This window comes from Alkalihalophilus sp. As8PL (assembly GCF_040939795.1).
In the GTDB taxonomy this organism is placed as follows: Bacteria; Bacillota; Bacilli; order Bacillales; family Bacillaceae_D; genus Alkalihalophilus; species Alkalihalophilus lindianensis.
In genome coordinates, this window is record NZ_CP162550.1 from 53,774 (window position 1) to 76,223 (window position 22,450).

The 22,450-nt window shown below is 36.3% G+C and carries 25 protein-coding genes and 1 pseudogene; 7 read left to right on the forward strand and 19 right to left on the reverse strand.

What is annotated here, in order from left to right:
- Positions 1 to 321: 321 nt before the first annotated feature.
- The 7 genes from AB3N04_RS00245 to AB3N04_RS00275 all read right to left on the reverse strand — a co-directional run bounded on the left by AB3N04_RS00245 (position 322) and on the right by AB3N04_RS00275 (position 6,262).
- A complete protein-coding gene (locus AB3N04_RS00245) occupies positions 322 to 945 on the reverse strand; it encodes a hypothetical protein (protein WP_368502800.1) in 624 nt (207 codons plus the stop codon).
- Between the two features lie 493 nt (positions 946 to 1,438).
- On the reverse strand, positions 1,439 to 1,633 hold the full coding sequence (locus tag AB3N04_RS00250) for a hypothetical protein (RefSeq protein WP_368502801.1): 195 nt from the start codon (positions 1,631 to 1,633) through the stop codon (positions 1,439 to 1,441).
- 90 nt (positions 1,634 to 1,723) lie between these two features.
- The gene (locus AB3N04_RS00255) at positions 1,724 to 2,215 is read right to left on the reverse strand and encodes a zincin-like metallopeptidase domain-containing protein (RefSeq protein ID WP_368502870.1); all 492 of its coding nucleotides are present in this window, start codon (positions 2,213 to 2,215) and stop codon (positions 1,724 to 1,726) included.
- 36 nt (positions 2,216 to 2,251) lie between these two features.
- Positions 2,252 to 2,554, reverse strand: a complete 303-nt coding sequence (locus tag AB3N04_RS00260) for an ArdC-like ssDNA-binding domain-containing protein (protein WP_368502802.1) — start codon at positions 2,552 to 2,554, stop codon at positions 2,252 to 2,254.
- A gap of 628 nt (positions 2,555 to 3,182) precedes the next feature.
- Entirely contained in the window at positions 3,183 to 3,968 is a 786-nt protein-coding gene (locus AB3N04_RS00265) for a hypothetical protein (protein WP_368502803.1), read from the reverse strand.
- Between the two features lie 954 nt (positions 3,969 to 4,922).
- Positions 4,923 to 5,285 carry a hypothetical protein gene (locus AB3N04_RS00270; RefSeq protein ID WP_368502804.1) on the reverse strand — a complete coding sequence of 121 codons (363 nt, stop codon included), beginning with the start codon at positions 5,283 to 5,285 and terminating at the stop codon, positions 4,923 to 4,925.
- A gap of 53 nt (positions 5,286 to 5,338) precedes the next feature.
- Positions 5,339 to 6,262: a hypothetical protein gene (locus tag AB3N04_RS00275; RefSeq protein WP_368502805.1), complete on the reverse strand. Its 924-nt coding sequence runs from the start codon at positions 6,260 to 6,262 to the stop codon at positions 5,339 to 5,341.
- A gap of 704 nt (positions 6,263 to 6,966) precedes the next feature.
- On the opposite strand from AB3N04_RS00275, the gene AB3N04_RS00280 reads away from it, so the two are divergent.
- Positions 6,967 to 7,161, forward strand: coding sequence for a YolD-like family protein (locus tag AB3N04_RS00280; RefSeq protein ID WP_368502806.1), 195 nt, complete (start codon positions 6,967 to 6,969; stop codon positions 7,159 to 7,161).
- A 337-nt stretch (positions 7,162 to 7,498) separates the two neighbouring features.
- On the opposite strand, the gene AB3N04_RS00285 is transcribed toward AB3N04_RS00280, so the two are convergent.
- On the reverse strand, positions 7,499 to 7,933 hold the full coding sequence (locus AB3N04_RS00285; RefSeq protein ID WP_368502807.1) for a hypothetical protein: 435 nt from the start codon (positions 7,931 to 7,933) through the stop codon (positions 7,499 to 7,501).
- 170 nt (positions 7,934 to 8,103) lie between these two features.
- Here AB3N04_RS00285 and AB3N04_RS00290 point away from each other — a divergent pair, with 170 nt between their 5' ends.
- The 3 genes from AB3N04_RS00290 (at position 8,104) to AB3N04_RS00300 (ending at position 10,398) form a co-directional block, all read left to right on the forward strand.
- Positions 8,104 to 8,274 (forward strand): hypothetical protein, encoded by a 171-nt coding sequence (locus AB3N04_RS00290; protein WP_368502808.1) that lies wholly within the window; start codon positions 8,104 to 8,106, stop codon positions 8,272 to 8,274.
- Between the two features lie 22 nt (positions 8,275 to 8,296).
- On the forward strand, positions 8,297 to 8,905 hold the full coding sequence (locus tag AB3N04_RS00295; RefSeq protein ID WP_368502809.1) for a hypothetical protein: 609 nt from the start codon (positions 8,297 to 8,299) through the stop codon (positions 8,903 to 8,905).
- A 1,268-nt stretch (positions 8,906 to 10,173) separates the two neighbouring features.
- Positions 10,174 to 10,398 (forward strand): transcriptional regulator, encoded by a 225-nt coding sequence (locus tag AB3N04_RS00300; RefSeq protein ID WP_368502810.1) that lies wholly within the window; start codon positions 10,174 to 10,176, stop codon positions 10,396 to 10,398.
- Between the two features lie 313 nt (positions 10,399 to 10,711).
- Here AB3N04_RS00300 and AB3N04_RS00305 read toward each other — a convergent pair whose 3' ends face one another.
- From AB3N04_RS00305 to AB3N04_RS00340, 8 genes are all read right to left on the reverse strand, one after another.
- Complete coding sequence (locus tag AB3N04_RS00305) at positions 10,712 to 11,986, reverse strand: methyl-accepting chemotaxis protein (protein WP_368502811.1); 1,275 nt, start codon at positions 11,984 to 11,986, stop codon at positions 10,712 to 10,714.
- 168 nt (positions 11,987 to 12,154) lie between these two features.
- The gene (locus tag AB3N04_RS00310; RefSeq protein WP_368502812.1) at positions 12,155 to 12,331 is read right to left on the reverse strand and encodes a hypothetical protein; all 177 of its coding nucleotides are present in this window, start codon (positions 12,329 to 12,331) and stop codon (positions 12,155 to 12,157) included.
- 13 nt (positions 12,332 to 12,344) lie between these two features.
- On the reverse strand, positions 12,345 to 12,473 hold the full coding sequence (locus AB3N04_RS00315) for a hypothetical protein (RefSeq protein ID WP_368502813.1): 129 nt from the start codon (positions 12,471 to 12,473) through the stop codon (positions 12,345 to 12,347).
- Positions 12,474 to 12,658: 185 nt separating this feature from the next.
- On the reverse strand, positions 12,659 to 13,942 hold the full coding sequence (gene ltrA / locus AB3N04_RS00320; RefSeq protein ID WP_368502815.1) for a group II intron reverse transcriptase/maturase: 1,284 nt from the start codon (positions 13,940 to 13,942) through the stop codon (positions 12,659 to 12,661).
- 657 nt (positions 13,943 to 14,599) lie between these two features.
- Positions 14,600 to 15,694, reverse strand: a complete 1,095-nt coding sequence (locus AB3N04_RS00325) for a HigA family addiction module antitoxin (RefSeq protein WP_368502816.1) — start codon at positions 15,692 to 15,694, stop codon at positions 14,600 to 14,602.
- On the reverse strand, positions 15,684 to 16,031 hold the full coding sequence (locus AB3N04_RS00330) for a type II toxin-antitoxin system RelE/ParE family toxin (RefSeq protein ID WP_368502817.1): 348 nt from the start codon (positions 16,029 to 16,031) through the stop codon (positions 15,684 to 15,686). The genes AB3N04_RS00325 and AB3N04_RS00330 overlap by 11 nt, the downstream gene beginning before the upstream one ends.
- A 447-nt stretch (positions 16,032 to 16,478) precedes the next feature.
- Positions 16,479 to 17,063 (reverse strand): hypothetical protein, encoded by a 585-nt coding sequence (locus AB3N04_RS00335; RefSeq protein ID WP_368502818.1) that lies wholly within the window; start codon positions 17,061 to 17,063, stop codon positions 16,479 to 16,481.
- Positions 17,053 to 17,520 carry a hypothetical protein gene (locus AB3N04_RS00340; RefSeq protein ID WP_368502819.1) on the reverse strand — a complete coding sequence of 156 codons (468 nt, stop codon included), beginning with the start codon at positions 17,518 to 17,520 and terminating at the stop codon, positions 17,053 to 17,055. The genes AB3N04_RS00335 and AB3N04_RS00340 overlap by 11 nt, the downstream gene beginning before the upstream one ends.
- Before the next feature lie 544 nt (positions 17,521 to 18,064).
- Between AB3N04_RS00340 and AB3N04_RS00345 the strand changes: the two genes are divergently transcribed.
- Positions 18,065 to 18,448, forward strand: a complete 384-nt coding sequence (locus AB3N04_RS00345) for a hypothetical protein (RefSeq protein ID WP_368502820.1) — start codon at positions 18,065 to 18,067, stop codon at positions 18,446 to 18,448.
- An 8-nt stretch (positions 18,449 to 18,456) separates the two neighbouring features.
- Here the strand turns inward: AB3N04_RS00345 and AB3N04_RS00350 are convergent, their stop codons facing one another.
- The 3 genes and pseudogenes from AB3N04_RS00350 to AB3N04_RS00360 form a co-directional block, all read right to left on the reverse strand.
- Complete coding sequence (locus AB3N04_RS00350; RefSeq protein WP_368502822.1) at positions 18,457 to 18,663, reverse strand: SOS response-associated peptidase family protein; 207 nt, start codon at positions 18,661 to 18,663, stop codon at positions 18,457 to 18,459.
- 347 nt (positions 18,664 to 19,010) lie between these two features.
- A complete protein-coding gene (locus AB3N04_RS00355) occupies positions 19,011 to 20,072 on the reverse strand; it encodes an IS3 family transposase (protein WP_368502823.1) in 1,062 nt (353 codons plus the stop codon).
- Positions 20,012 to 20,557: pseudogene (locus AB3N04_RS00360) on the reverse strand (helix-turn-helix domain-containing protein); the annotation flags it as partial. The pseudogene AB3N04_RS00360 and the gene AB3N04_RS00355, both read right to left, overlap by 61 nt.
- 256 nt (positions 20,558 to 20,813) lie before the next feature.
- Between AB3N04_RS00360 and tnpA the strand changes: the two are divergent.
- Both tnpA and AB3N04_RS00370 read left to right on the forward strand, forming a co-directional pair.
- A complete protein-coding gene (gene tnpA / locus AB3N04_RS00365; protein WP_368502824.1) occupies positions 20,814 to 21,212 on the forward strand; it encodes an IS200/IS605 family transposase in 399 nt (132 codons plus the stop codon).
- Between the two features lie 11 nt (positions 21,213 to 21,223).
- Positions 21,224 to 22,336 (forward strand): RNA-guided endonuclease TnpB family protein, encoded by a 1,113-nt coding sequence (locus tag AB3N04_RS00370; RefSeq protein ID WP_368502825.1) that lies wholly within the window; start codon positions 21,224 to 21,226, stop codon positions 22,334 to 22,336.
- Positions 22,337 to 22,450 lie beyond the last annotated feature (114 nt).

Here is a 22,450-nt window from a genome sequence, read left to right on the forward strand (position 1 = left end):
CAATTATATGGACCTTTAACGGAATAACTGTTCCTTAATTGATCTTTCAATTCATATATTCTTCTTTTCTCAATATAAAACACCTCTTTAGAAGATCTAAAGGGGTAAAACGGTGCAACTTTTTTATAAACAATTATATAGACAATTCAGATAATATCTTTTAATATATATATAAGTATTTTACCGGATACGATTATAGGATGAAGTAGTACAAAAAGCGCCTGAAATGTCAGGCGCTTTTTGCTATGTGTAAAACACCCACACATCATTTATCAAACAACCAAGCAAAAAAACCTTGTCGTTTCTCATTTGAGAGCTAATTTATTTGATCTTATTCTGATCAACCCAATCGCTTAATTTTCCAGTGCCATTCTTCAACTCAAAGAGCAACCACGATATAAAATCCCCCCATGTAAATTCTTCGTATGGATTGTTTTGAGTAATAAATCTCATTATCTTTTTTAGTTCTAATAATCTTCTTTTATCTAATTGTGCTCGCACCGTTCTCTGAAGATAACGATCTATGAAGTTACTATTACGAATACTCGCATCTATGATAATGGAGGTTGCTCTGGAAGGGGTTACATCTAAGGCAAAGGCTAATTGTTTGATGGATTCAAAGTCATGCTGCTGAAAGCGAATGGAAAGACGCCCTTTAACTCCTGATGTTTGATCTTTCTGTTTTGAGTCACGTTCCAGATCCCCAACATATAAAGTACTACCTTGCAAAAAATCTCTTCGGAAATCATTAGACAAATATTCGATTACTTTTTTTGATTCCAAACCTGATACCACAATAGCTTCCGCAACATCTTTCACTGGTCGATCAGTGATATAAGAAAGACCATAAATAGCTTCTTTTAAACTGTGATGAACGGTTGGTTTGATCTCCATCTTTTTATCTGCTCTCACTTTTCTCTTCTTCTTTTCTTCTACCTTCCCCATCTCTTTAAACCTCCATTTCACCAAAATATGTCTGAGACACTGTCGTTTTGTATTAGACTTAATTTCATATATATGGAGTGGGGGAGAACCTTATGTATAAAATCTCTAAGTCTAGGACACAATGCTTCTATACATTAAAATGAGAGAGGCAGATGATCAAATATGACGAAAGAGGAAGCTAAAAAAATCGCAGCTGAGATTTTAAAAGTACGAGATCAATATTTTTCTGCGAAACCAAAACCAAAAAAGAAATAGTTCAAATAACAATAGCTTAAGCTAAAAAGACAACCATTAAAGGTTGTCTCTTTGTTTGTCTAAATGATCCTATAGCCATTCCAATTCATTAAAACAATTTGGACCATGACACCAAGTGCAACGAGCTTCAAAGGATTTCTAATGAGAAAAAGGATCATCTTACGGGCCACATTTCAGGCACAGATAAATAGCATAAGTGATAGCACACATGACACTATAAATGAAATGAACACATTCATCATTCCTCCTTCTTATAGATTTTCATAGGCTTCACTTCGGATCGCTCGATCCGTTCCAGATAGCTTGCTAGAAACGGCTCTGTGATCTTTTGCGGATAATACCCAATGCGATCTTTAATCTTGTTTTCAATTGACCACACTTTACGAGTAGCTTGTTCATATTCTTTGTATGAAACTTGATCATATTCATTCATATCATCACCTTCAGCAGCTGCTTTATTAACGTTAATTCTCATGTGATAAATGAGTAGAATATAGGGAGATAGGCTGCAAAAGCAGCCTATTTATTTCGTGTTGAATATAACCCCTTGAATATGATCACATGCTTTTTGAGCCTGTTGACTAGCTTTCACAATCAAAGTTGGATCATCTTGTAACTTTTTCATCCATGAATCAATATAAGAAGCATTATTTTCAATCGTCTGATTGACGATGCCGGTCACTCCACATAGCATAGAAGCTCCTAACTCGGCTACTAGTTCTTCTTTGCTGTATGATTCACTACCAAACCCATTATGTTTAATAATTCCTTCTCGCCTCAATCGGCTGTAATGTCCTGTACTATGAATCATTTCATGATAGAAAACGGAGTAATAGTCATGGATATGTTCAAAGTCCTCTTTTGGTGGGACATTGATATGATCTTCAAATGGTTTGTACCAAGCTCCCCCTGAACGAAAACTATACGTAGGGCTATTTATATATTCTCTGATGATCTTTTCTGCTTCTTCAATTGGATCATGCTCAAAGGTTTCTAGCTCTCGTTTCGGGTTGATCCCCTCTGTCTGTTCGCCTACTTTAAATACCTTGTATTAACGTAACATAGGAACCTTTTTTAATTGGTCTGAATCTTCTTCTTCGACCTCAAGCATTTTCCCAAAGACAACGATTTGACTTTTCGCTCCTTTTTTCACTTTTCCTCCTGCTTCTTGAATTTGCTTAAATGTCGCATATTCACCGTCATCTAAAAGAAAGGTATTAATTCCACGATAAGGCTTTTGCGTTTTCCGATTAACCGCTAATCCATTTTTAAAAGGTTGTCTCCATGGAATCGTACCTGCTTTAAGCTTTTCAATGATTTGGTTTGTGATCATTTCATAGATTTTTTTACTCATCCTCGAACAGTCCTTTCACTCTTTATTTTTTGGTTGGTCCCCCGAAAGGTGAAGTTCCCAAAGGGGAGGATTTTTCCCGTTTGCTGAGGAGAATAAAAACCCTTGCGAAAAACTGTCCATAAAATATGGAATACCGAAACGTAGTGGAGGATATGCCGTGAAAGTTTATTGACTGGCTTTTTGCTTGCATCTTACCTTGTAGCAGGAAAGGGTAGGGTGTCCTACCTGCTACAAGGTTAGATGTCAAAAGGGTTTACTATTCGGGGGGCAAACGGAAAAATACCCCAAAATAAAAAAACAGCCGAATGGCTGCTATCCTGTGGTTTCTATTCGTTTGATCTTCGGCTCGTTCAATATGGCGGTTTACCGCAAACAGATCAGGAACCTACAGAGTGTGGACGAAGCATGAGCCTTACAGTCTGTGGTTATTGAGCTGTTTAATGTTGAAGCGACACGTACCAGAATGACCAAAAGTGTTTTTTACTTTTGGATCAGTCTGTCGTGCTGCCGCCCAATAATCATTGAAACACTAAATATTTCGGTACTTTAATAATGTTAGTAGGTTCTTGATTTTCCCCTTACCGAAAACAATAGACTAAGTAATTAATTTCAGTTTCATAACTTTCAATTACCGATAAATTGCTATTGGTAAGACCACGGCGGCAGGTCCTTCTACAACCTCATTAAATTCTGGCGGTAATTCCGTTACTTTACCTTTTCTTCTTTGTTCTCTATTCGAATATTTTTTCTCTATTTCTTTCAAATCAAAAAGCTCAATCTGTTCACTTTTGGGTATAATGCGCTCAATTTTACAAAGCATTCTGAAGTCATTCCCCACAACTTCAACTTTGTCCTTCAATAGATACTTTTCATTCAAATAGGTAATGAAACTGTAGGTATCATCTCTTGTATTTATTTTGACTGGTATACCATTTTTATCTTGTATCTCACGAAGCTTGTCTAACATTACAGTTACAGACTCAACTTCTTTTTCGTCTATAATGCCCAATTCTTTACCTGTACTCCCTATAAATTTTACATCTTTCACTAAATCATAAATTTGTGTAAAGTGTAGTCCACCTCTAACCTCAATGATTTCTTCTTCTTGAATTAGCATTTCCCATAAATCTTCATTAAATGAATCTATTTGATCTAAGTCATTGTCTATTAAATAATCTATCACTTTTTTAAATTTTATTTCAGGTGTTGTTTTCCCTCTTCTAGTGAACTCTTCACCCTTTTTAGAATCTCTACCTGTTTCGGCGATCCCCATAGCTTTTGCTTTACCATGGGTAGTGGTTTCCTTCCTTTCTAATTTAGATACTTCTTCCTCAATAAACCCTTCAATAAATCCTAAAAGATTATCCACATAATCCGCGTCTAAGTAATAAAAATCTCTAAATCCTAATTTCACTGTAAAGCCTCCTTTTTAAGAATTTGTTCAAGAAAACCCTCCTCATCACACTTCCAACTTTAGGTATAACAGTAAAGGTTTACTCCTCCTATTCTCTTACAATAGAATCAATAATCCTAAAGCCACTAATACACTAGGAAAAACTTTAATCTTTAATTCTTTGTAACTGATTACCATCTAGTTAGCCCCCTTATTTCATAAGAGTCTACGTTTCTAATAGCGGTCTTCCAAACCTTTACACATTATCCTAACGCAACCATGGGAGAAGGTGAAGGAAATTTTATATGAATTAGCTAGTTATAATTTCCTCTTATAATGCCAATATCATGCAAGTAAGTATTCAAACCAAGTTCTATTTTTTTCTTAGTTAGCCCATCTTTTTTATCTATTTAGCTTGTACTTCTATTTCTTAATATTATTAACTTACTAACCGTTACATAACGTGTTGACCTTCAAAGTGTAAGTGATCAATTACCAGATTAATTAATAATACCAATTCCCAAGAATGATAAAACAAAAGAAGAACATTAAAGCTTGTATCTTTTAATATGCTCAGGCTTTTGGTTTTAAGCGGTTGCTTCAGCAACCACAAAAACAGGCTCGATGCCTGTTTCCATCAGAGAAAAACGAATGTTTTTCATACAATCTTTCTCATTAAAGGTAATTAAGAATTGCATATTTAAGGAACCTAAAAGGCTAATATCTCTGCTCGTGCGTGCCTCTTCAGTATAATAGATATTATCAAACTCCCCTTCATTTTATATTTGATTGAATCATATCCCTACCTATGAACTTGTCATCCCCACTTCTATTCCATATTCTTTTTATTCTTCGTTAATTAAGTTCTGGTACAATCGATAAATTTGTATCATTTATAAATGCTCATAAAAAATGCACCCTATTATTAGCTTAGGGTGCATTGATATAAGATCAATTCCAAAATAGCAAATTTAATTATCTACGAGTTACCGAACCCGTACCACGACAATTTGTTCCAGATACACATGTTAATTGAACTCTGTAATTCCCACCATTATTACTTCTATAATCCCAATTTTGCGCATTAACGGCTGAGACAGGGGTGGTAGAAAATAACACACTTCCATTTAAACTAACATTAGCAGCTAGGCTCCCCGCATGACTAGTAACATTTACACGGTATACACCATTAGCAGGTACAGAGACTGTTGATGAATAAGAACTTGTCTTTTGTCCAGTAGAGATTGACGTTGAAGCAGCCTCTGCGTTATCTCCACCTATTAAACTGAAACCTAATAATGAACTAACAAATACTAAACTTAAACCTAATTTTTTCATATGTATTCCTCCTAAATAAGTACTAGAAACAGAATACTATAATGTAAATATAATTATTTTTTAGTAGGAACTTCCATTATAAATTCTGAAGACGTACTTACTCTATCTGGAAAAAAAGCTTCCTCAAGTATCGCTTCACCACTTAGGTTTTTGAAAGCGATAAACTGCCTATAGCTTTCCACATCGGAGGTTAAACTCACTTTAGGTAGTTCTATATTAATTATTGAATTAGGTTCAAATTTTTCCTCATTAAATATAACAGCAAAGTTCCCGTCTGTATCAAACCAAGTAACATTAACATCCATAGGGTAGTCAATCCCATGTATCTCCAACTGGGTTATTTCCGGAATATCTTCATTAACCTCTCCATTATCGTTAAATACTACTACATTGTTTTTACTAGCATCTTGAAAAGCAGTTGTAATTTCTAAGTTATTTGGCTCTTCATTATTTGGAGCTTGTTTAGGTTCCGAATATACGTTATTGAGAATAATATATCTTGCTAAAACTGGTCTAGGTTGCATATAGTATCCTTCGGGAACATTTTGATTCAATGTAAATACAGAGATTTCACGTTGATGCCCCCCTTCTATATCTAATAACAACTCAAAATTAGTATTAGCCTCTGCCTCTGCCTCTACTTTAATAACTTTGGACCATTCTTTTCCCTTCAAGGTTCTTAAATTGGCCAAATCATTAACTATAAAGAAAAATATACTATTTGTAATAGTTTCCTCAGTAAAATTATCTATTAGAAAATCAATCTCCAACATGTTAGTATTGTCTCTCTTTATGTAATATTCAAATAATAATTCTTCTCCTGCTCGTAAATATTCTCTTTTAGCGTTATTAATATCAAAATGATAAGCATAAGTGAATAAAGGAGTTTCATTTGAATCAAGCGGAACAAATTCACCTATTATAGGGTAGTATTCTTGAGTTACTTTTAATTCTTCTTCCTGAATAGTGTAAGTCAATTCTTCTGTATTACTACTAATAGTGGTGGAACAGGCAGTAACTTTCCCTGAGCCTAACCACCGGTGGTCAAATTGATTTGAGATAATTCTTTATAAGCATTTTGGAATACGACTAAAATGACAAATGCTTTGTTTCACATGTCCATATAACATTTTTTCCTCTCAAATGATCCCCCATAAGCCTATAAGCAGTATATTCTACTTTGTTTAGCAAGTAGTCGTCAGGTATTAACCTACAGTTGTAGGTAACTATAACGGCTGCGGATAAACATAAAAACAGTTGCCGTTGTTTATCGCAACTGTTAACTAAAGCCATTCTAGCCCTGAATGGTCATACGCTACATACTATTCATAATTGTTCGATTATGCTTTACAGTATACCTATTTATATTAATTTATCACTTTATTTCCCACATACGACTATCTATTTGGACTTCCCACTTTTTTTATTTAGGAGTTGCTGCTAATATGCCGGTTCGTGTCACCTACCACAGCTAACATACATTTCAGCGGACCTAAATCTCTTTTCACAGCCGCCACACTTGCGTAAAAGCTTTTAACGTCAATACATAGATAAGATTCTTTTGGGAAAAGATTGTATTCCAGAGACCCCACTCCTCTTGATTATCCGTTTTATTGAGTTATAATGAGCATGCACCGAACTTACGTTCTTATAAACTACAAATATAAGGAAGTGTATGCCAATGCAATATCGCGGAATGATTAAGTGGACACAAATGGCTATTCCAGAGCACCTTGAAATGATACGCAAGGAAAGGAAAGAAAAACGGAAACCAAGCAAACCCCAACTAGATCAACATCAATTAAGTGAAATTGGGTATGTTATCGAAGAAAAAAAATGTATGCAGAACCTGCTATTATCTATTATTGGGACTTAGAATCCCCGTTCAGAGCGTAAGTGGAAGAATTCTAAAGCCTAGCAGTTCTAACCAAAAAATCACTATTTTAACGGAAGAAAGTTTCAAAATCCACCTCGACTATTCCTCTATCGTCAAAGTAAATTAGAAGACTCATGCTTGGTAAATATATAGATTATAGAACACCATATTGGTTGGTACCGACGTTGTCGCTTGTTTTTGTAGTTGCTTAATACTGCTAGGTACTGCTTCATGATGGCAATTAGGAGTAAAAGGAAGGATTAAAAAAGAAGGATGTCTTGTATTTTGTAAGACACCTTCTTTTGCGACATAAAAATAATTAAGGTCATTACTTTAATTATTCAACATAATTTAATGTTATCTGCTCACTATCTTGGTTACCTTCTTTTTTACCCCATATCAATTCAACATCTATGTATGAGTTATTATCCTCAAAGTTACTACAACAAGACTTGATTTGATTATTAAAAGGTAAATCATTTTTCAAATCATAGGAACCATGAATGTTTTCACCATCTATAGATGCGATTTTCACTTCTGCAAAATCATTCTCATTATCCCAATTAATTGGTTTGATTGCTAAGTCATAACTACCAGCTTCATTGATAGATAGATTAATTACCCAATTTTCACTTTCAGCATAATACAACCCATTGGCCTGTGGTTCGGGATTTAATATAACGTTTGATTTAGAGTTATTATTTAACACATAGCTTATTACAATAATTAGGATTACAATACTACTTAATAATATTACTTTTTTGCCCTTCACTTTAACCACCCTTCCTAATTTGAATTTAATCTTGACCTTATTCATTATAAAGGATAATCCATTAATAAAATTATTAACATGCTTATAAAGTATTATGTTAAAAAATAATTAGTGATACTATATTACTACCGGTAAAACACATAGGTATACCTATAAAAAGGGGAATAATTATGAAAAAGACATACTTTTGTTTGATTTTACTTATAACTATTGCTTTTTTAATTACACCTAATACACTTGCTGAATCTAATATAGGACTAGAGAGAGCTAAAGAAGTTATTCAAGAAAAGAACCCAATTAAAGATGAAAAAGAATTATTCGAACGCCTTAAACAATATTAATGAAATATCTGACGAGAGTATCTTGAACAATAATGCCAGGGGTAGGATCGTAGATACTGAGACTAACGAAGAGTTATTATTAGATGTAGTAACAACTTCACAGTTAGTCAAAGTTGAAAGAGATGAACTAGGAAACGAATATAAAGAATATATTGTCGATTCCTTTATGGTATCCGAAGAAACAAGTCAAGAAAACGAGCCAATGGTAGGCATTTTAAATTCATATGTAGATGGAAAAAACGAATGGGATAATTCATATTCTGTATATGGAAGGTCGTCTTTCACTATACGTGAACGTCTTGTGAATACAAAGCCGCATTATTATTTAACAAGAGTAGAAGGTAGTTGGAGTATTCAAGACAGTCAAATTAGGATTAGTAATCAGAGAATAAGATATGGGCAAGAAGGTTTTGTAAGTGGAGGATATAGAGATAGACTAGTAGGCTCTTCCAATATAATTGGTACAACATTTGGATTTAACTTAACAGCCAGCTCTTGGTCTACAAAAGCAGTTCAAATAGACAATTTATATACAATTGGAATGTATATGTATTGTAGAGTTACCAATAGCTCCACTGGAAGATCATGGGATTTTCATCTAGATAACTGGAGAGGCGATTCACGACTATAATCCAGCTTCATTAATCCCAAATTCTACAAATATAAGGGATGGAGAGTCTTTCTTAAATCTGTGCTACTAATGAGCAACCACACCTTTATAACAAAAGCTTGAGGCCTTATTAATCGATCTTCTATATAGAAAAGCCTGTATACAGCTAGATGCTACGTACAGGCTATTTTTAGGAGAGAAAAAGTGCAAGATTCATTACACTTCTGTTCATATCACCATTAGAGGTAAACCATTTAATTGATTCAATACTATTTAATAGGTATACATTATTATATATAACAGAAATACACATCTATCGACATGTTTCTTAAGTTGTGAGTATTGCATGAGAAAAGAGCCACTGATACGGATTTTCGAACCACCAATTGCGGACCCAAAAGCCACTAAATACGGAACTAAGATCCACTATAATCTAAAAGAGCAATCCATACTAAGTTTATCGATGGCTTTATAAGTTAACTTAATGCTCTTTCACGGAGAAAACGCTTTCCGGTATTTTTGAATCAGCTTCCGAAAACTGTCGTCCGCTTCGAATTTGGCTACAGTTAATTCATCTAAGAGTTCAGGGGCGAGTATACTTAACGTTATAAAATTGATGGCATGCTTGAACGCCAAATGCGTTTGAAATCCACGTTTAGCCGTTACCTGAGGCGCCCAATTGAAGGAATTGGAAACGAATGCTTATCCCCGATATCATGTGATGATAATACTAATCTTCCCGTTTGTTTTTGACTGACTAATCAACAATGGTTGCTTCTCTTTTTCGATAGCCTGCTGTTTAGCTGGGCCTTCTAGCCAAATTGACTGATCCATTGCCCTCCATCGTGGTTTAGGTAGTTCCTTCCCTTCTTTCAAATAATCGCATATAAGTACATGAAAACTCTTTGAAAGCGCTGCTTGAAACAATGCTGCTCTCATAATTTGATTACGATCTAATGAAGTAGCATCAAAGACGTCATCTATATATCCCTTGTAGACGTCTGGGTATCGTACAGTAGGTCTATATATTTCAATCCCCTTCTTTCTCTACGATCTTGATTAGTTCCTGACGTCCGTTCTCTATAAGATAGACGTCTGATCGCTTTAATAGTTCCAATGCTTGCTCTTTACTCATGTAATCACTCTCCTTAATGATTGACGTCTTGTTTTACGTCTTAATGAATGATATGAGTGACGGCTTGTCCTATATGTGCAATTTTTTACTCAATGTGAGTATATTTTTTCACCCTTTGGTCAAGTATGGTTCTCATAGGACAGGAGGGGTAACGATGTTTGGAATAGGAAAAAAGAGAAGTAAATTAGGAAAGTTCATAGATAAACATAGTGTCACGACAGTGGAGTTTGCTAAAGAAACTGGGGTCAGTAGACGTACATTAACGAAAGCATGTAATGAAGTGGATTATGTACCAAGTCAAGTAGTAATGAAGAAGATATTGAAAAGTGTAAGGAAAGTAGATCCAGATATTAAAATGAGTGATTTTTGGGAAATATAATATCATTCGGTGGAAATTAATGTAGATGTTGGTTTGATAGGATTTAGGTTACATTCCATCCCTTTACCCTTTATAATATAGAGAGACATTATTAAATGATTTAGAGTTGCATATAATAAGAAAAGCCGAGTGCTACCTACACTCAACTCCATACAATTGCATGACCCGCAGAATAAGCGGTCGGTATTGATCTGATGAAAGTAATCCACCTTAGCCGGTAAGCACAGGGTGGATTACTTTTTTGTGTTTATTATCATGATTACAACTATGTCCCTAATATCATCTCGATCTTATCCGTATCTACATGATTTCATTAAGCTACTTTAAAGGTCTGCAGTTCTTTTAATAACTCATGCGCCATCTTATTTAATAGCGTAACGGATGCAGAAATCTCCTCCATTGATGCATTCTGTTCCTGTGCTGAGGCACTAACGTTCTGAATGCTCCCTGAAGCCTGTTCAGAAATAACCGCTACATCGTCAATTTTCGTAACCATACTAAGAGAATGTTGATTGACGTTTTCAACGATTACGGAAATCTCTTGAGTCTGTTTCGATATTTCTTTAATATCTTCAAGTATTCCGGTAAACCCTTTTCCAGTCTGATCGACCTTCTCTATTCCTTGTTTCACAACTAATTTACCCTCATCCATAAATTTTACCGCTTGTATCGTTTCAGATTGAATATCTATAATAATATTCTTTATATCTTCCCCAGCCCGTGTTGATTGCTCTGCTAATTTCCTAACTTCTTCAGCAACGATCGCAACCCCCCTGCCATGCTCCCCAGCACGCGCTGCTTCAATCGTTGCATTTAAGGCGAGTAAGTTTGTTTGGTCGGCAATACCTGTAATAATTCCCACAACATCTCCAATCGTTTTGGATTTCTCTTCAAGTGAACTGATGACCCCAGATGCATGACCCACCGATTGATGAATAGCATTCATTTGATTAATCGTATCTATCACCATTTCATTTCCCTTAATCGCCTTTTCATTCGTTGACATCGCTAGTGTAGAGACCTTTTGAATCGAGGAAGCTGATTCCGACATATTACTTGACACTTCTTTGGCGACATCAACTAAATCATGTGCGCTTTCAACCTGCCCTTCGGCTCCTCCATTTATCTCGTGGATTGAATATGTAATTTGTTCAATCGCTCGATTATTCTCTTCTGCAACAGTGTTTAATTGACTAGAATGTTCTGTAACCTCAAAGACTGTTTGATTTGTTTTTTTTATTATGTGATTTAAATTATTAATCATTTCGTTAAATGAAGATGAGAGCCTTCCAATCTCATCATTTGATTGGTATTCAATCAATGTTGTTAAATCTCCCTTCGATGCTTGCTTAATTGATAATTCCACAAGATTCAGAGGACGAATAATAATTATACGAGCAAATATCAAAATGAACGTCGTTGTTACAATTAATGTTACAAACGTATTCACATATACTGCATAGCCGCCGGGAACATATTGAGCGATTAAAGAGTATAAGTAAGCCGAAATTGGCGAACTAATTAATAAACTAACGACAATTGCTCCAATTAATTTCAATTCAATTCCTTTTAGGTTAATATTTTTCATATTGTCCCTCTTTCAAGATAGCAGAGCCACCCTACTTATTTTTTTATAGGATAAATAATTGGTACGATGTAAGCTGTGTTATTTTCAACTGAATGGGTGTTTTTTAGGGTTTAGAATAGAAGGTGTTTAGTTTCATGTAACTTATTATTGTTAAATTTATCAACTAGTTCATCTTTTGTTATGTGCCGCTGAATTTGGATCGACAAAGATTTTAATTTTCCTCAATCGGCTCAACCTCCTTGCAATATCGTATACCGGCTCCCCATGGTTTCCTTCTACGATTAGCTCTTTACTCCATGTGATTTCTTTGCCACAAAATACACATTCCATTACTTGTTTAGTCACGCTTCTCATCTCCTTATAACCCTATTAAAATTTTCTTGTTTGCAATAGCTTCTTTTGTGATGTCATTGTCTTTCCACGCTGTCCACAAGAAAATAGCGAATGCTACACCAAGAGATACAATTGTTTCATCGGTGTGCGGCACCTCTTACCCTCTTCCTGCTGTGAAAGCATTGAACCAAGCCAGTAACATGACAATAAGCCGTACAATTGTTGCTTTATCCAATGTGTTCAACTCCTCCATAAAATATCGAGTAGGAGGAGGCTATTTGCCTCCGACCTCTCACACCACCGTACGTACGGTTCCGTATACGGCGGTTCAATTTCATACTAAGCATGTACTTTCATGTAATGTTGGACACTAGATATAAGACCGAACTGAGTTAATCTCTTATTTGTAATTGTTTTCGTAAGTATCCACGAATAAGCTATCCGCACTGCTCCTTTGCTTGAATAACTATATTTATAAGCAGCGTGTCTATCCATTCCAAGTTTAATAAGGTTCTTCCTTCTTTTCTTGGGTGTTTTCCACTTCTTCCAAATACACATCCTCAACCGAAACCTTGTGTGGCTGTCTATACGTTCTAAAGCCTTTTTCATGTAGCCAACTTTAAAATAATTAACCCAACCTCGTATCACTTGATTGATTCGTTCAACCTGAAACTTCGTTTCCACACTCCAGTTCTTTCTAGTTAATTGCTTCAGTTTAAATTTAAAGTTGTCTATCGACTTCTGGTGCGGTTTTGATTTGTATATATCCATTTGAGGATCTTTAAAGAAACCAAATCCCAGAAATTTCATATCAGAGTCATTGGGTCTTGTTACTTTTGTTTTTGTACTGTTGACTATCAAACCTAGCTTTTCTTCAATGAACTTAGTCACTGACCTCATCACTCGTCTCGCTGCCATTTCACTTTTGACCATAATGATACAGTCATCGGCATATCGTACGAAGCGGAGTCCACGACTTTCGAGTTCCGTATCAAGTTCGTTGAGCATAATGTTACTAAGCAGTGGCGATAAGTTGCCTCCTTGGGGAGTCCCTATAACGGTTTCTTTATATTCTTGGTCAATCTGTACACCGCTTACTAAGAATTTACGGATAAGAGAAATGACGTCTCCGTCTTGGATTGTTCTCGAAACGAGGTTCATCAACCTATCGTGATTAACTGTATCGAAGAATCGTTCTAAATCGATATCTACAATCCATTCATGACCATCATTTAAGTATTCAAGTGTTTGAATAATCGCCATCTCCGCATACCTATTAGGTCTGAATCCGTAACTATACTCACTAAATTTCTTATCAAACATCGGTGTAAGAACTTGTGCAATGGCCTGTTGTATAAGCCGATCTTTAACTGTTGGAATACCTAAGAGCCTTACCCCGCCATTCGGTTTGGGAATTTCAACCCGTAATACGGGTTGGGGTTGGTATTTTCTTTGCCGAATTTGAGAGATGATTTCTTTCTTGTTCAGCGCGATATATGCCCCTAGCTCTTGCACAGTCATCCCATCAGTGCCAGCGGCGCCCTTATTTCTTTTCACCTGTTTGTATGCTTGATTTAGATTATCAGTATCCAAAATTTTATCTAATAGTTTTTCTCCACACATGCTTTGTTATTTCCCTTCTGTCTCGTAAAGTCGGTATCCACTTTTCCGCTTTATGCCAGTGGTCTATTTCCGCTTCCAATCGAGATTTCTATAACGATGAAATTGTTCAGCCCTTCGCTCCTTCTAACTTTCATTAGTTATCTTCACTACTACGACTTCTGCTGACTTCTCACTATCCAGCCTTGTATCGCTACAAGATTTTGGTGTAGACCAGTGAGACCTCCCCAGTTAAGGTGCGAACTCTTTCCCTCCATCCATCTGCCATATATACACCGTATGATAAAAGTTGTAGCTATTGGATTTTAACTTCTTTTGCAGTCTCGTCCTCATACGTTGCCTCCTATATGATTTCTGTTCGTCAGACCGGAGGTTTGCCTCGAGCTTCCTTCAGATTCCACGTCACCATGGACACCCTTGCTTTTGGCTATGTACTTACCGCTACAGGGTTGTACTCGGGACTTTCACCCGTTAGAGTTCGCCCATGCTGGGCGAACAAAAAGAGCACGGCATTTTTGCCCTGCTCTTGATAAACTCTGTATTCGATTTCTTACAATACTCTCTTTTCCTACCTTCTGGTAATTATGCGAATATATCAGGTTTGTATTTATTATTAAATTTGAGCGAAAAATAAAAAGATCGCTGTTTAAAAGCGATCTTTCAATCAGCCCACTCATAACGTTGCTTTAAGTGGTTTAATTCAGAATATCTGATAATTTTTTGATGTTGCAACCTTCCAACTATAATTCCAGGATGCAAGTTATGTTCTTCTGCAAATTCTATAATATGTGGAGCGCTATAATCCCCTTTGGTTAAAAACTGTTCAAAAGAATCATTTGGTATTAGGATATTTGAGGAAAATATATCCGCCTCCTGTTCCTCAGCTTCAAAACCCTCATACTTTGTCCCTTCAATAAACATAATTCTCTTTTTGTGTAAAAGTATATGAGCTGCTTCATGAAAGAAAGTGAACCATAAATGATCATGTGACTTATGTCTAAAAGATAATGAAATTAGAGCTTTGTCTGGCGCAATCCACTTAGTAGCACCGCTTACTCTACAACCTTTCAATTCTCTTTCAAACACTACAGCGACCCCAGCTGTAGCACATCGTTGTTGTAGTTCACTTATTATTTTATTCGGATTTGTTTCAGAAACTAGCTCATTTCTAATTTTCTTTAAAACTTCCTCAAATGTCTTTTTTTTATATGGTTGGCATTTGATACTTTCCGCTTCTATTTCTGCTTTTCTTATCCAAGTGGCCATAGCTAAAGCATTGGTATCATAAGCTTCTGATTTCCTAAATGCAACTTTACCTTCCCACACAGCTTCTAGATTATCTATTGTGGAAACTCTGAAAAACTTAAGTAATACATCTAATTGTAATAATTTGTCCTTTTTCTTCTCGATCCATCCAAATTTAATCATCTGGTTAATCGGGAAGAGCTTCAACTTCTCAACTTCATGTTCTAGTTGTTTACGTTCTTCAACCTTAGCCAATGATTCCTTATAATTCTTTTCGAGATTGTTCCATATTTTTGCTGGAACTCCTAAAGCTTTTTCTAGTTGAATAGCCGTCTCTGGAAGAATGGGCTGTTTCCCTTTTATTATTTCATTAATAGTCTTAAGGGATCTCCCTGTTCTTTTGCTAAGTTCAGTTTGAGTAATGTTAAGCTCTTCCATAGTTTCCAATAAAGTTTCTCCTGGGGCGACAATAAAGTCAAAATCAGCTTCATAAACATTATTAGGTGCCATGATAGTCCACCACCTCTATTATTAATATTGACGATATCCTTGAAGTGTCAAATCCACCGTCCGCTTTCAAAGGTACTGGTTCCTCCTCATGATACGGTTCAAAAATCAACCTGTATGGTTCCTTTAATGTTACAGCGAATTGATTGTCTCTATTATTGGACAATTGATGACACTTTACAGCAGGTAGGTCATACAAATCAGCTAAGCAGTCAACAGATTTAATTTCATTCAATCTTCTCATCAACTTTTTTGCCTGTTCACTTCCCCACTCTTTTACCATTTCTCTGGGGTTATCTAATTTTTTCTTTAGCTTTTTCGTTTTATAGTAGATATCCATACTATACCCCACAGAAAAATTTATTAACCAATTAGGTTAATATAAATATATTTTAGTCCTTTTTATCCGTTAAGTAAAGAAGAGAATCACTTATTTGTTGGAGCGCAGCCAAAAACTTCAAATAAATAAGACCCACTTTCTATTAAGAGTGACAATACAGCTGAAGGAATTGATAAAAAATAAAACATAATGCTTGAACTTACATAACGGCTTTCAGTACTTACCTCCTCTTTCATTCACATCTTCTTTTTAAAACATGCACTAATTAACTCATGTATAACCTGCTTGTTTGCTAAGTTTTACCTTGGCTCCCTTTACGTTAACATAACCCTCGGCAGGACCACATATATAGCCCCCCTATCTTTTATTGAGTGATTTTCGGGAAGTTTAGTTAATCGAGAAAAAGCATGTTTAGAGAAGGATTACCTTGTCTAAACATGCTTTTCCTTATTCATTTATACTATTTACATAATCAATTAAAGCCCTACAAAACTTTGATGCATTCCCCTTCTGTACTAACTCGATCATGTAGCAAAATAGAATCTCTAATACCTTCTCAACCGTCATCGTATGCTCCACTAAGAGGTGCAGCTCTTTTAAAAACCACTCCAACCTATACACTGTATCGTAATCTAAGGTGACTTGATATGTAGCCAAAGGTTCATTAGGCTTATCGAATAATTCAAATTCATCTACACGATCAGATTGATAATGAGCGATTTGCAGTACCTTTGAATACCGGTCGAGGAGGTATTCATATGCTGGCATCGAGCCTTTCTTAGCAAGTTCAAGCAGAAAGCTTCTTACTAATACATTTAATAAAATCTTTGGTGTCAGCCCCTCTTCCTCTGTGATGCGTTCTATATCTTGGCACAGTAACCATGCACGTTCTAAGTAGCTTTCGGGCAGGTGTAACACTAGCGTGATCTCCTTAGAAGGAAACCATTTAAAAAGGAGCTTATATCTCCAAGAGGCTTCACCACTATTTAAGTATTGCTTCTCTCCGATTAAGTCCGCTTTACTATACTTCATCTATACTTCTCGCTTCTAACATATAAGTCAGCACTCTTGCTGCGGCTACTCGTTTGGGTACATCCCATTCCAACTCAAAATTAAATAATTGATCGGAGAAGAATTGTGTCAATTTGACATGAACCGTTTTCCAAGTTGGATCATATTCACTTTCTGGAAAAGACTCGTACTCGAATAATCCGTCTTGGACAAGTTTTGAAGCCATTTGTGTAATGGATATTCTTGTCCCTTCTTTTACACTTTCTTGCCTTGCTAAGATCATCAGTTTTTGTTTTTGTTCTATAGTTATAGGCGTTTTAATATCTACCTTTTTATCACTTCTCACTTTACGATCACTCTTCTTTTTCAATTCCGTTGGATCGGATATTTCTTTAGGTGGACCCTTCAAAAGATCGATTTGAAATGGTTGATTGATTTGTTTTCTTTTTGGTTCGACGTCTAATTTAAAAGAACTCATGCCCCTTCCCCCTCTTCTTTTTTATGCCAATATTCGGTCTTACGTTTGGGTAAGATGGTTTTTAGGATAATTGGTATATTCTATGAGAGGGAAGAAGGGAGTATGCGTATACACCATCAATAAGTTGGCCATACTGTTACTACTATTCTATGGACGAGGTGACTCACATGAAAGGTGTATCGAAAGAGTTAGCTGCAGAATTGAAAAAAGCAGTTAAGAAAGCAAAGAAAATCAAACAAGTTGTAAGGTGATTTTAATTTCCCCATATAATTAACCTATAAAAGAGTGTCCCATATTTATGATGGGACACTCTTTTTTTACTGTAATTAAATTATCTGAGAGTGACGGATAAACTAGCATTTCTTTATTCGAAATTCCTTTAATTAATAAAGCACACGTCTCGGGTAAAACCCAAAACCTCCCAAGAAGATTCTACGGGAATTCGTAGAATGAAATAAGAAAATGGATAAGAATTATAAAACCATTTTGCCGTACAACGTTCAGTTATATAATAAAAACAAATACACACTTAGGGGGATTTTTAATGAATACGATCAATCAAGATGTAATTGATCAATTGTGGAATGAGGCTTGTGAATTGGCAGAAAAAGAACAGTATATTGTTACTTTAAAATCCAGAAAAAAATCTCCTGTTATTGAAATAACGAATGATTATATAAGATTACAATTAGAGAATGGTAATAGTGACGCAAAAATTAGAAAAGACCACTTCGTAAGTGTTTTAGGTACATTAAATGATAAGAAAAAGATCCAACAAAGAGATACTAAAGGTACTGAAGAAAGGTACGTATTAGGATTAATGAGCATGATGCCTTACTTTGAGAGAAAGGTTACAGGTGCTACGCCCAATTATTTTATTACCTTGCGTGATGAGCTTATTCAAAAACTTTTAGTGAACAAAGTGTAACCATGTAATTACTCTGCTAACGATCTGATGCAGTCTTCCGTATCATTTTTTGGATTATTAACCAAAGGTGATACTTCGTATGCATCCATATCTTTAGCAGGGTATGGTTTTATAAGTTGGCTTAAAATATCTTTATCCTCAACAGATGGATCTAACCACATATTTCTATCTTCTTCTCCCAAAATCACTGGCATCCTATCATGAATTTCTTTCATAAACTCATTAGGCTCTGTTGTAAGAATTGTACCTTGGTTGGTAAACGTCTTCTAATTGAACACTGAGCTGTTCTTCAATCTGTTCCTTAGTTGCTGTCAAAGTATATCTGCCGCACATAGAAAATCCCCCTTTAACCGCTATGATATTCCGTACTCTTTAGAGTACCTTATATCCAATATTTTAATGTGGCATGGATGATAATTTCAAATGTTATAATCCTTCATTAATACACTCACATCCTTTATAATTTAATTTACAGGACGATTCCCTGTTTTCACCAAAAAGCCCTCACGATTGCCAGTGAACAGCACCCCGTCAAGTAGACAGCGTAAATAATAAAAATGTATTAAGCGGCCTTAGCTCTGTATTCACAGGGACTGAGGCCGTTTAGTTTTTCCTGGTAACGATCATGGTTATAGAACTGTATGTAATCATCAATATCTTTTTGTAGTTCTTCGAAAGACTGGTATGAACCAAGCCTGTACTTCTCGCATTTCAATTTACCCCAGAACGACTCCATTGGACCATTATCAATACAACATCCAACACGGGACATGCTTTGCTTCATTTTTGCCTTATCGACCATTCTCTTAAAGTGGCGGGAGGTATATTGAAATCCTCGGTCACTGTGGATTAGCGCTTTTGAATCAGGTGCTGCCTTCAGAGCTTTTTCAAAAGTTTTAAATACTAGATCATTGTTGTTTGATTTCCCCAGTACGTAAGAAATTACGCTGCCATCATGAAGGTCCATAATGGCGCTGAGGTAAGCCTTTCGGTTACCATACTTCATTTCCGTCACGTCCGTTACCCACTTCTCGTTAGGCCGGTCTGCCTGGAACTCGCGATTCAGTACATTTTCGGCTGTGTGAATAGGAGAGGAATATTTATAACGCCGTTTCTTACGACGAATGATAGACAAGAGGTTGGCACTTTTCATGAGACGCAGAATACGTTTATGATTCAACGGCTCCTTAAAAATCCGGTTCATCGAAATGGTCATTCTCCGATAGCCGTAAATCCCTTTCAACTTACGTTGAAGAAGGGTGATCTCGCTCATCACCGTCTGATTTAATTTCTCTCTGACTGAAGGTCTTCGTTTCTTCCACTTGTAATAGCCCTGCCTGGAAACTTGCGCAATATCACAGAGTAATTGAACAGACAGATTTTCTTCTGTGCTTAGTTCAGATATGGCAGTGAACCGATCATGGTACCGGGTTTCACTCAATACCGCCTCCTTTCGATTTCCTCCAACTTTTTTAAGAACACATTTTCCGCACGAAGACGTTCGTTCTCCATTTTCAGCTTCTTCATTTCCTTTTCTTCTTTTGTCAGCTCTTCTTCCGTTCTTTGCTTTCCCCGATTGTCCTGAAGAGCTTCCTCTCCACCTTGGAGGTACTTTCTTACCCAACTGTAAATCTGTCCGTATGAAACCTTGTGAATTTCCACGGACCTTGCATAATCTTTTCCGTGAGCTAAACAGTCTTTGGCGATTTCCACTTTCTTCTCAAAACGAACCTTCTTTCCCTTGGTCATAGAGCGACTCAATCCCTTCCTGTCGTCTTTAAGTGCTTTATGACCATTATAAAGCTCGACCCAACCCATGAGAACGGTTCTAGTTGAGATCCCATATTTCCTTATAACCTCTCTTTGTGAAAATCTGCCGGAAAGATAGTCACGAACGGCAGCCTGCTTCAGTTCTGACGAATAGGGTGTGTGACCTTTTATCGGTTCAAGGCTATCGGCGCCGTACTCTTTATAGAGGGACTTCCAATCTTTGATAGTTGTCGCATTTACACCATATTTTCTGGCTATCTCCACGCCAGAGAGGTTTCCTTCGTTATATTCAGCAATAATCCTAAGTTTTTCTAATGCCGTAAAGTTTTTTCTGGACACAAAAAACTCCCCCAAAAGTAAACAGATTTTGTTTATTTCATCTGTCTACCTTTAGGGGAGCATATCACAGGACAATCAGGAGGGCTTTTTTATTTTTAATGAACATCCGAAAGAAGTCTCCCTCTTCAACCGTGTCAGGGGCGTAGCCCAACGGTAAGGGGGAGATGAATTTCGGTTGGGCGACAGCCCAAAGACTGTAACTTTCTAATGCTATATGGTATTATCAGTCTTATAACGAATAAGGATTGATATATCAATGAAATTAGATAGTAATAACCATTCAGTCTTCTCGATGTATTATCATCTTGTTTTGGTTGTGAAATACAGAAGAAGCGTCATTGACAACACGATTTCAGACTATGCGAAAAATAAGTTTGTCTCTTTGGGTGAGAATTACAAGATTACATTGGTCGAGTGGAACCACGACATCGACCACGTTCATATCTTGTTCAAAGCCCACCCTAATTCGGAATTATCCAAGTTTATTAACGCTTACAAAAGTGCCAGTTCAAGGCTTATTAAAAAAGAGTTTCCTCTTGTCCGAAAAAAGTTATGGAAAGAGATGTTCTGGTCAAGAAGCTTTTGTTTGTTGACGACTGGTGGTTCACCTATTGAAGTGGTGAAAAAATACATTGAAAACCAAGGGATGAAATGAGGTGATTTGATATGGCTAAACAAAATAAAGCATACAAGTTCCGTTTGTACCCAACAGACGAACAAGCTTTGATTATCCGCAAAACCTTCGGTTGTGTTCGCTTTGTGTACAACAAAATGTTAGCGGAACGAACAGCGATGTATGAGTTACTGAAAGAGGATAAAGAAGCATTGAAAAAAGTGAAACATCCTACTCCTGCCAAGTACAAGCGTGAGTTTGAGTGGTTGAAAGAAGTAGACTCATTATCGTTAGCGAACGCTCAATTAAACTTAGATAAATCATATAAAGCCTTTTTCAAAGGCAAATCCAAGTTTCCAACGTTCAAAAGCAAGCGACATAAACAAAGTTATACAACCAATGTCGTGAATGGAAACATTCAATTGTTGCACGGTCATATCAAATTGCCAAAACTGAAACTAGTTAAAATCAAACAACATAGACAAATCCCAACGGATCACAAAATTAAATCATGCACCTTATCGATGACTTCATCAGGAAAATACTACATCTCTATTTTGACAGAGTACGAAAAAGAGATTGAAAGAAGAAAAATTAAAAATGTTGTGGGATTGGATTTTGCGATGAATGGATTATTTGTCGATAGTGAGGGTAAGAAAGCCAATTACCCGAAGTTCTATCGTCAAATGCTCGGCAAGTTAGCACAGGAACAGCGCAAATTGTCTCGTAAAAAGAAAGGTTCTTCGAATTGGAACAAACAACGCATTCGAGTTGCAAGAATTCAAGAGAAGGTCGCCAATCAAAGAAAAAACTTTCTTCATCATAAGTCAAAAGAATTAGTGTCCAATTATGATGCTGTCATCATTGAGGATTTGGATATGAAAGGGATGTCACAAGCCTTGAAGTTTGGTAAGAGCGTTGCGGATAACGGTTGGGGAATGTTCACGTCTATCCTGAAATACAAACTAAATGAACAAGGAAAACAACTTGTGAAAATCGACAAATGGTTTCCGTCTACCAAGACCTGTTCAAGTTGTGGGAATACCAAACCTATGCCAATGAGTGTGAGGATATACACTTGTTCTTGTGGGTATATTGGAGATCGAGATCACAATTCAGCCATCAATATCAAAAAAGAAGGCATTCGCTTAGTAGCGATCGCCTAATCACAACATATAAACTCTTGGAACAAGAGGGTTAGCTTGGTCAATATAGGTGGCTACTAAAAGCATCTACTTCCCAAGAAGCCCCCACTTCAAGCAACCCGTAAGGGTGGTAAG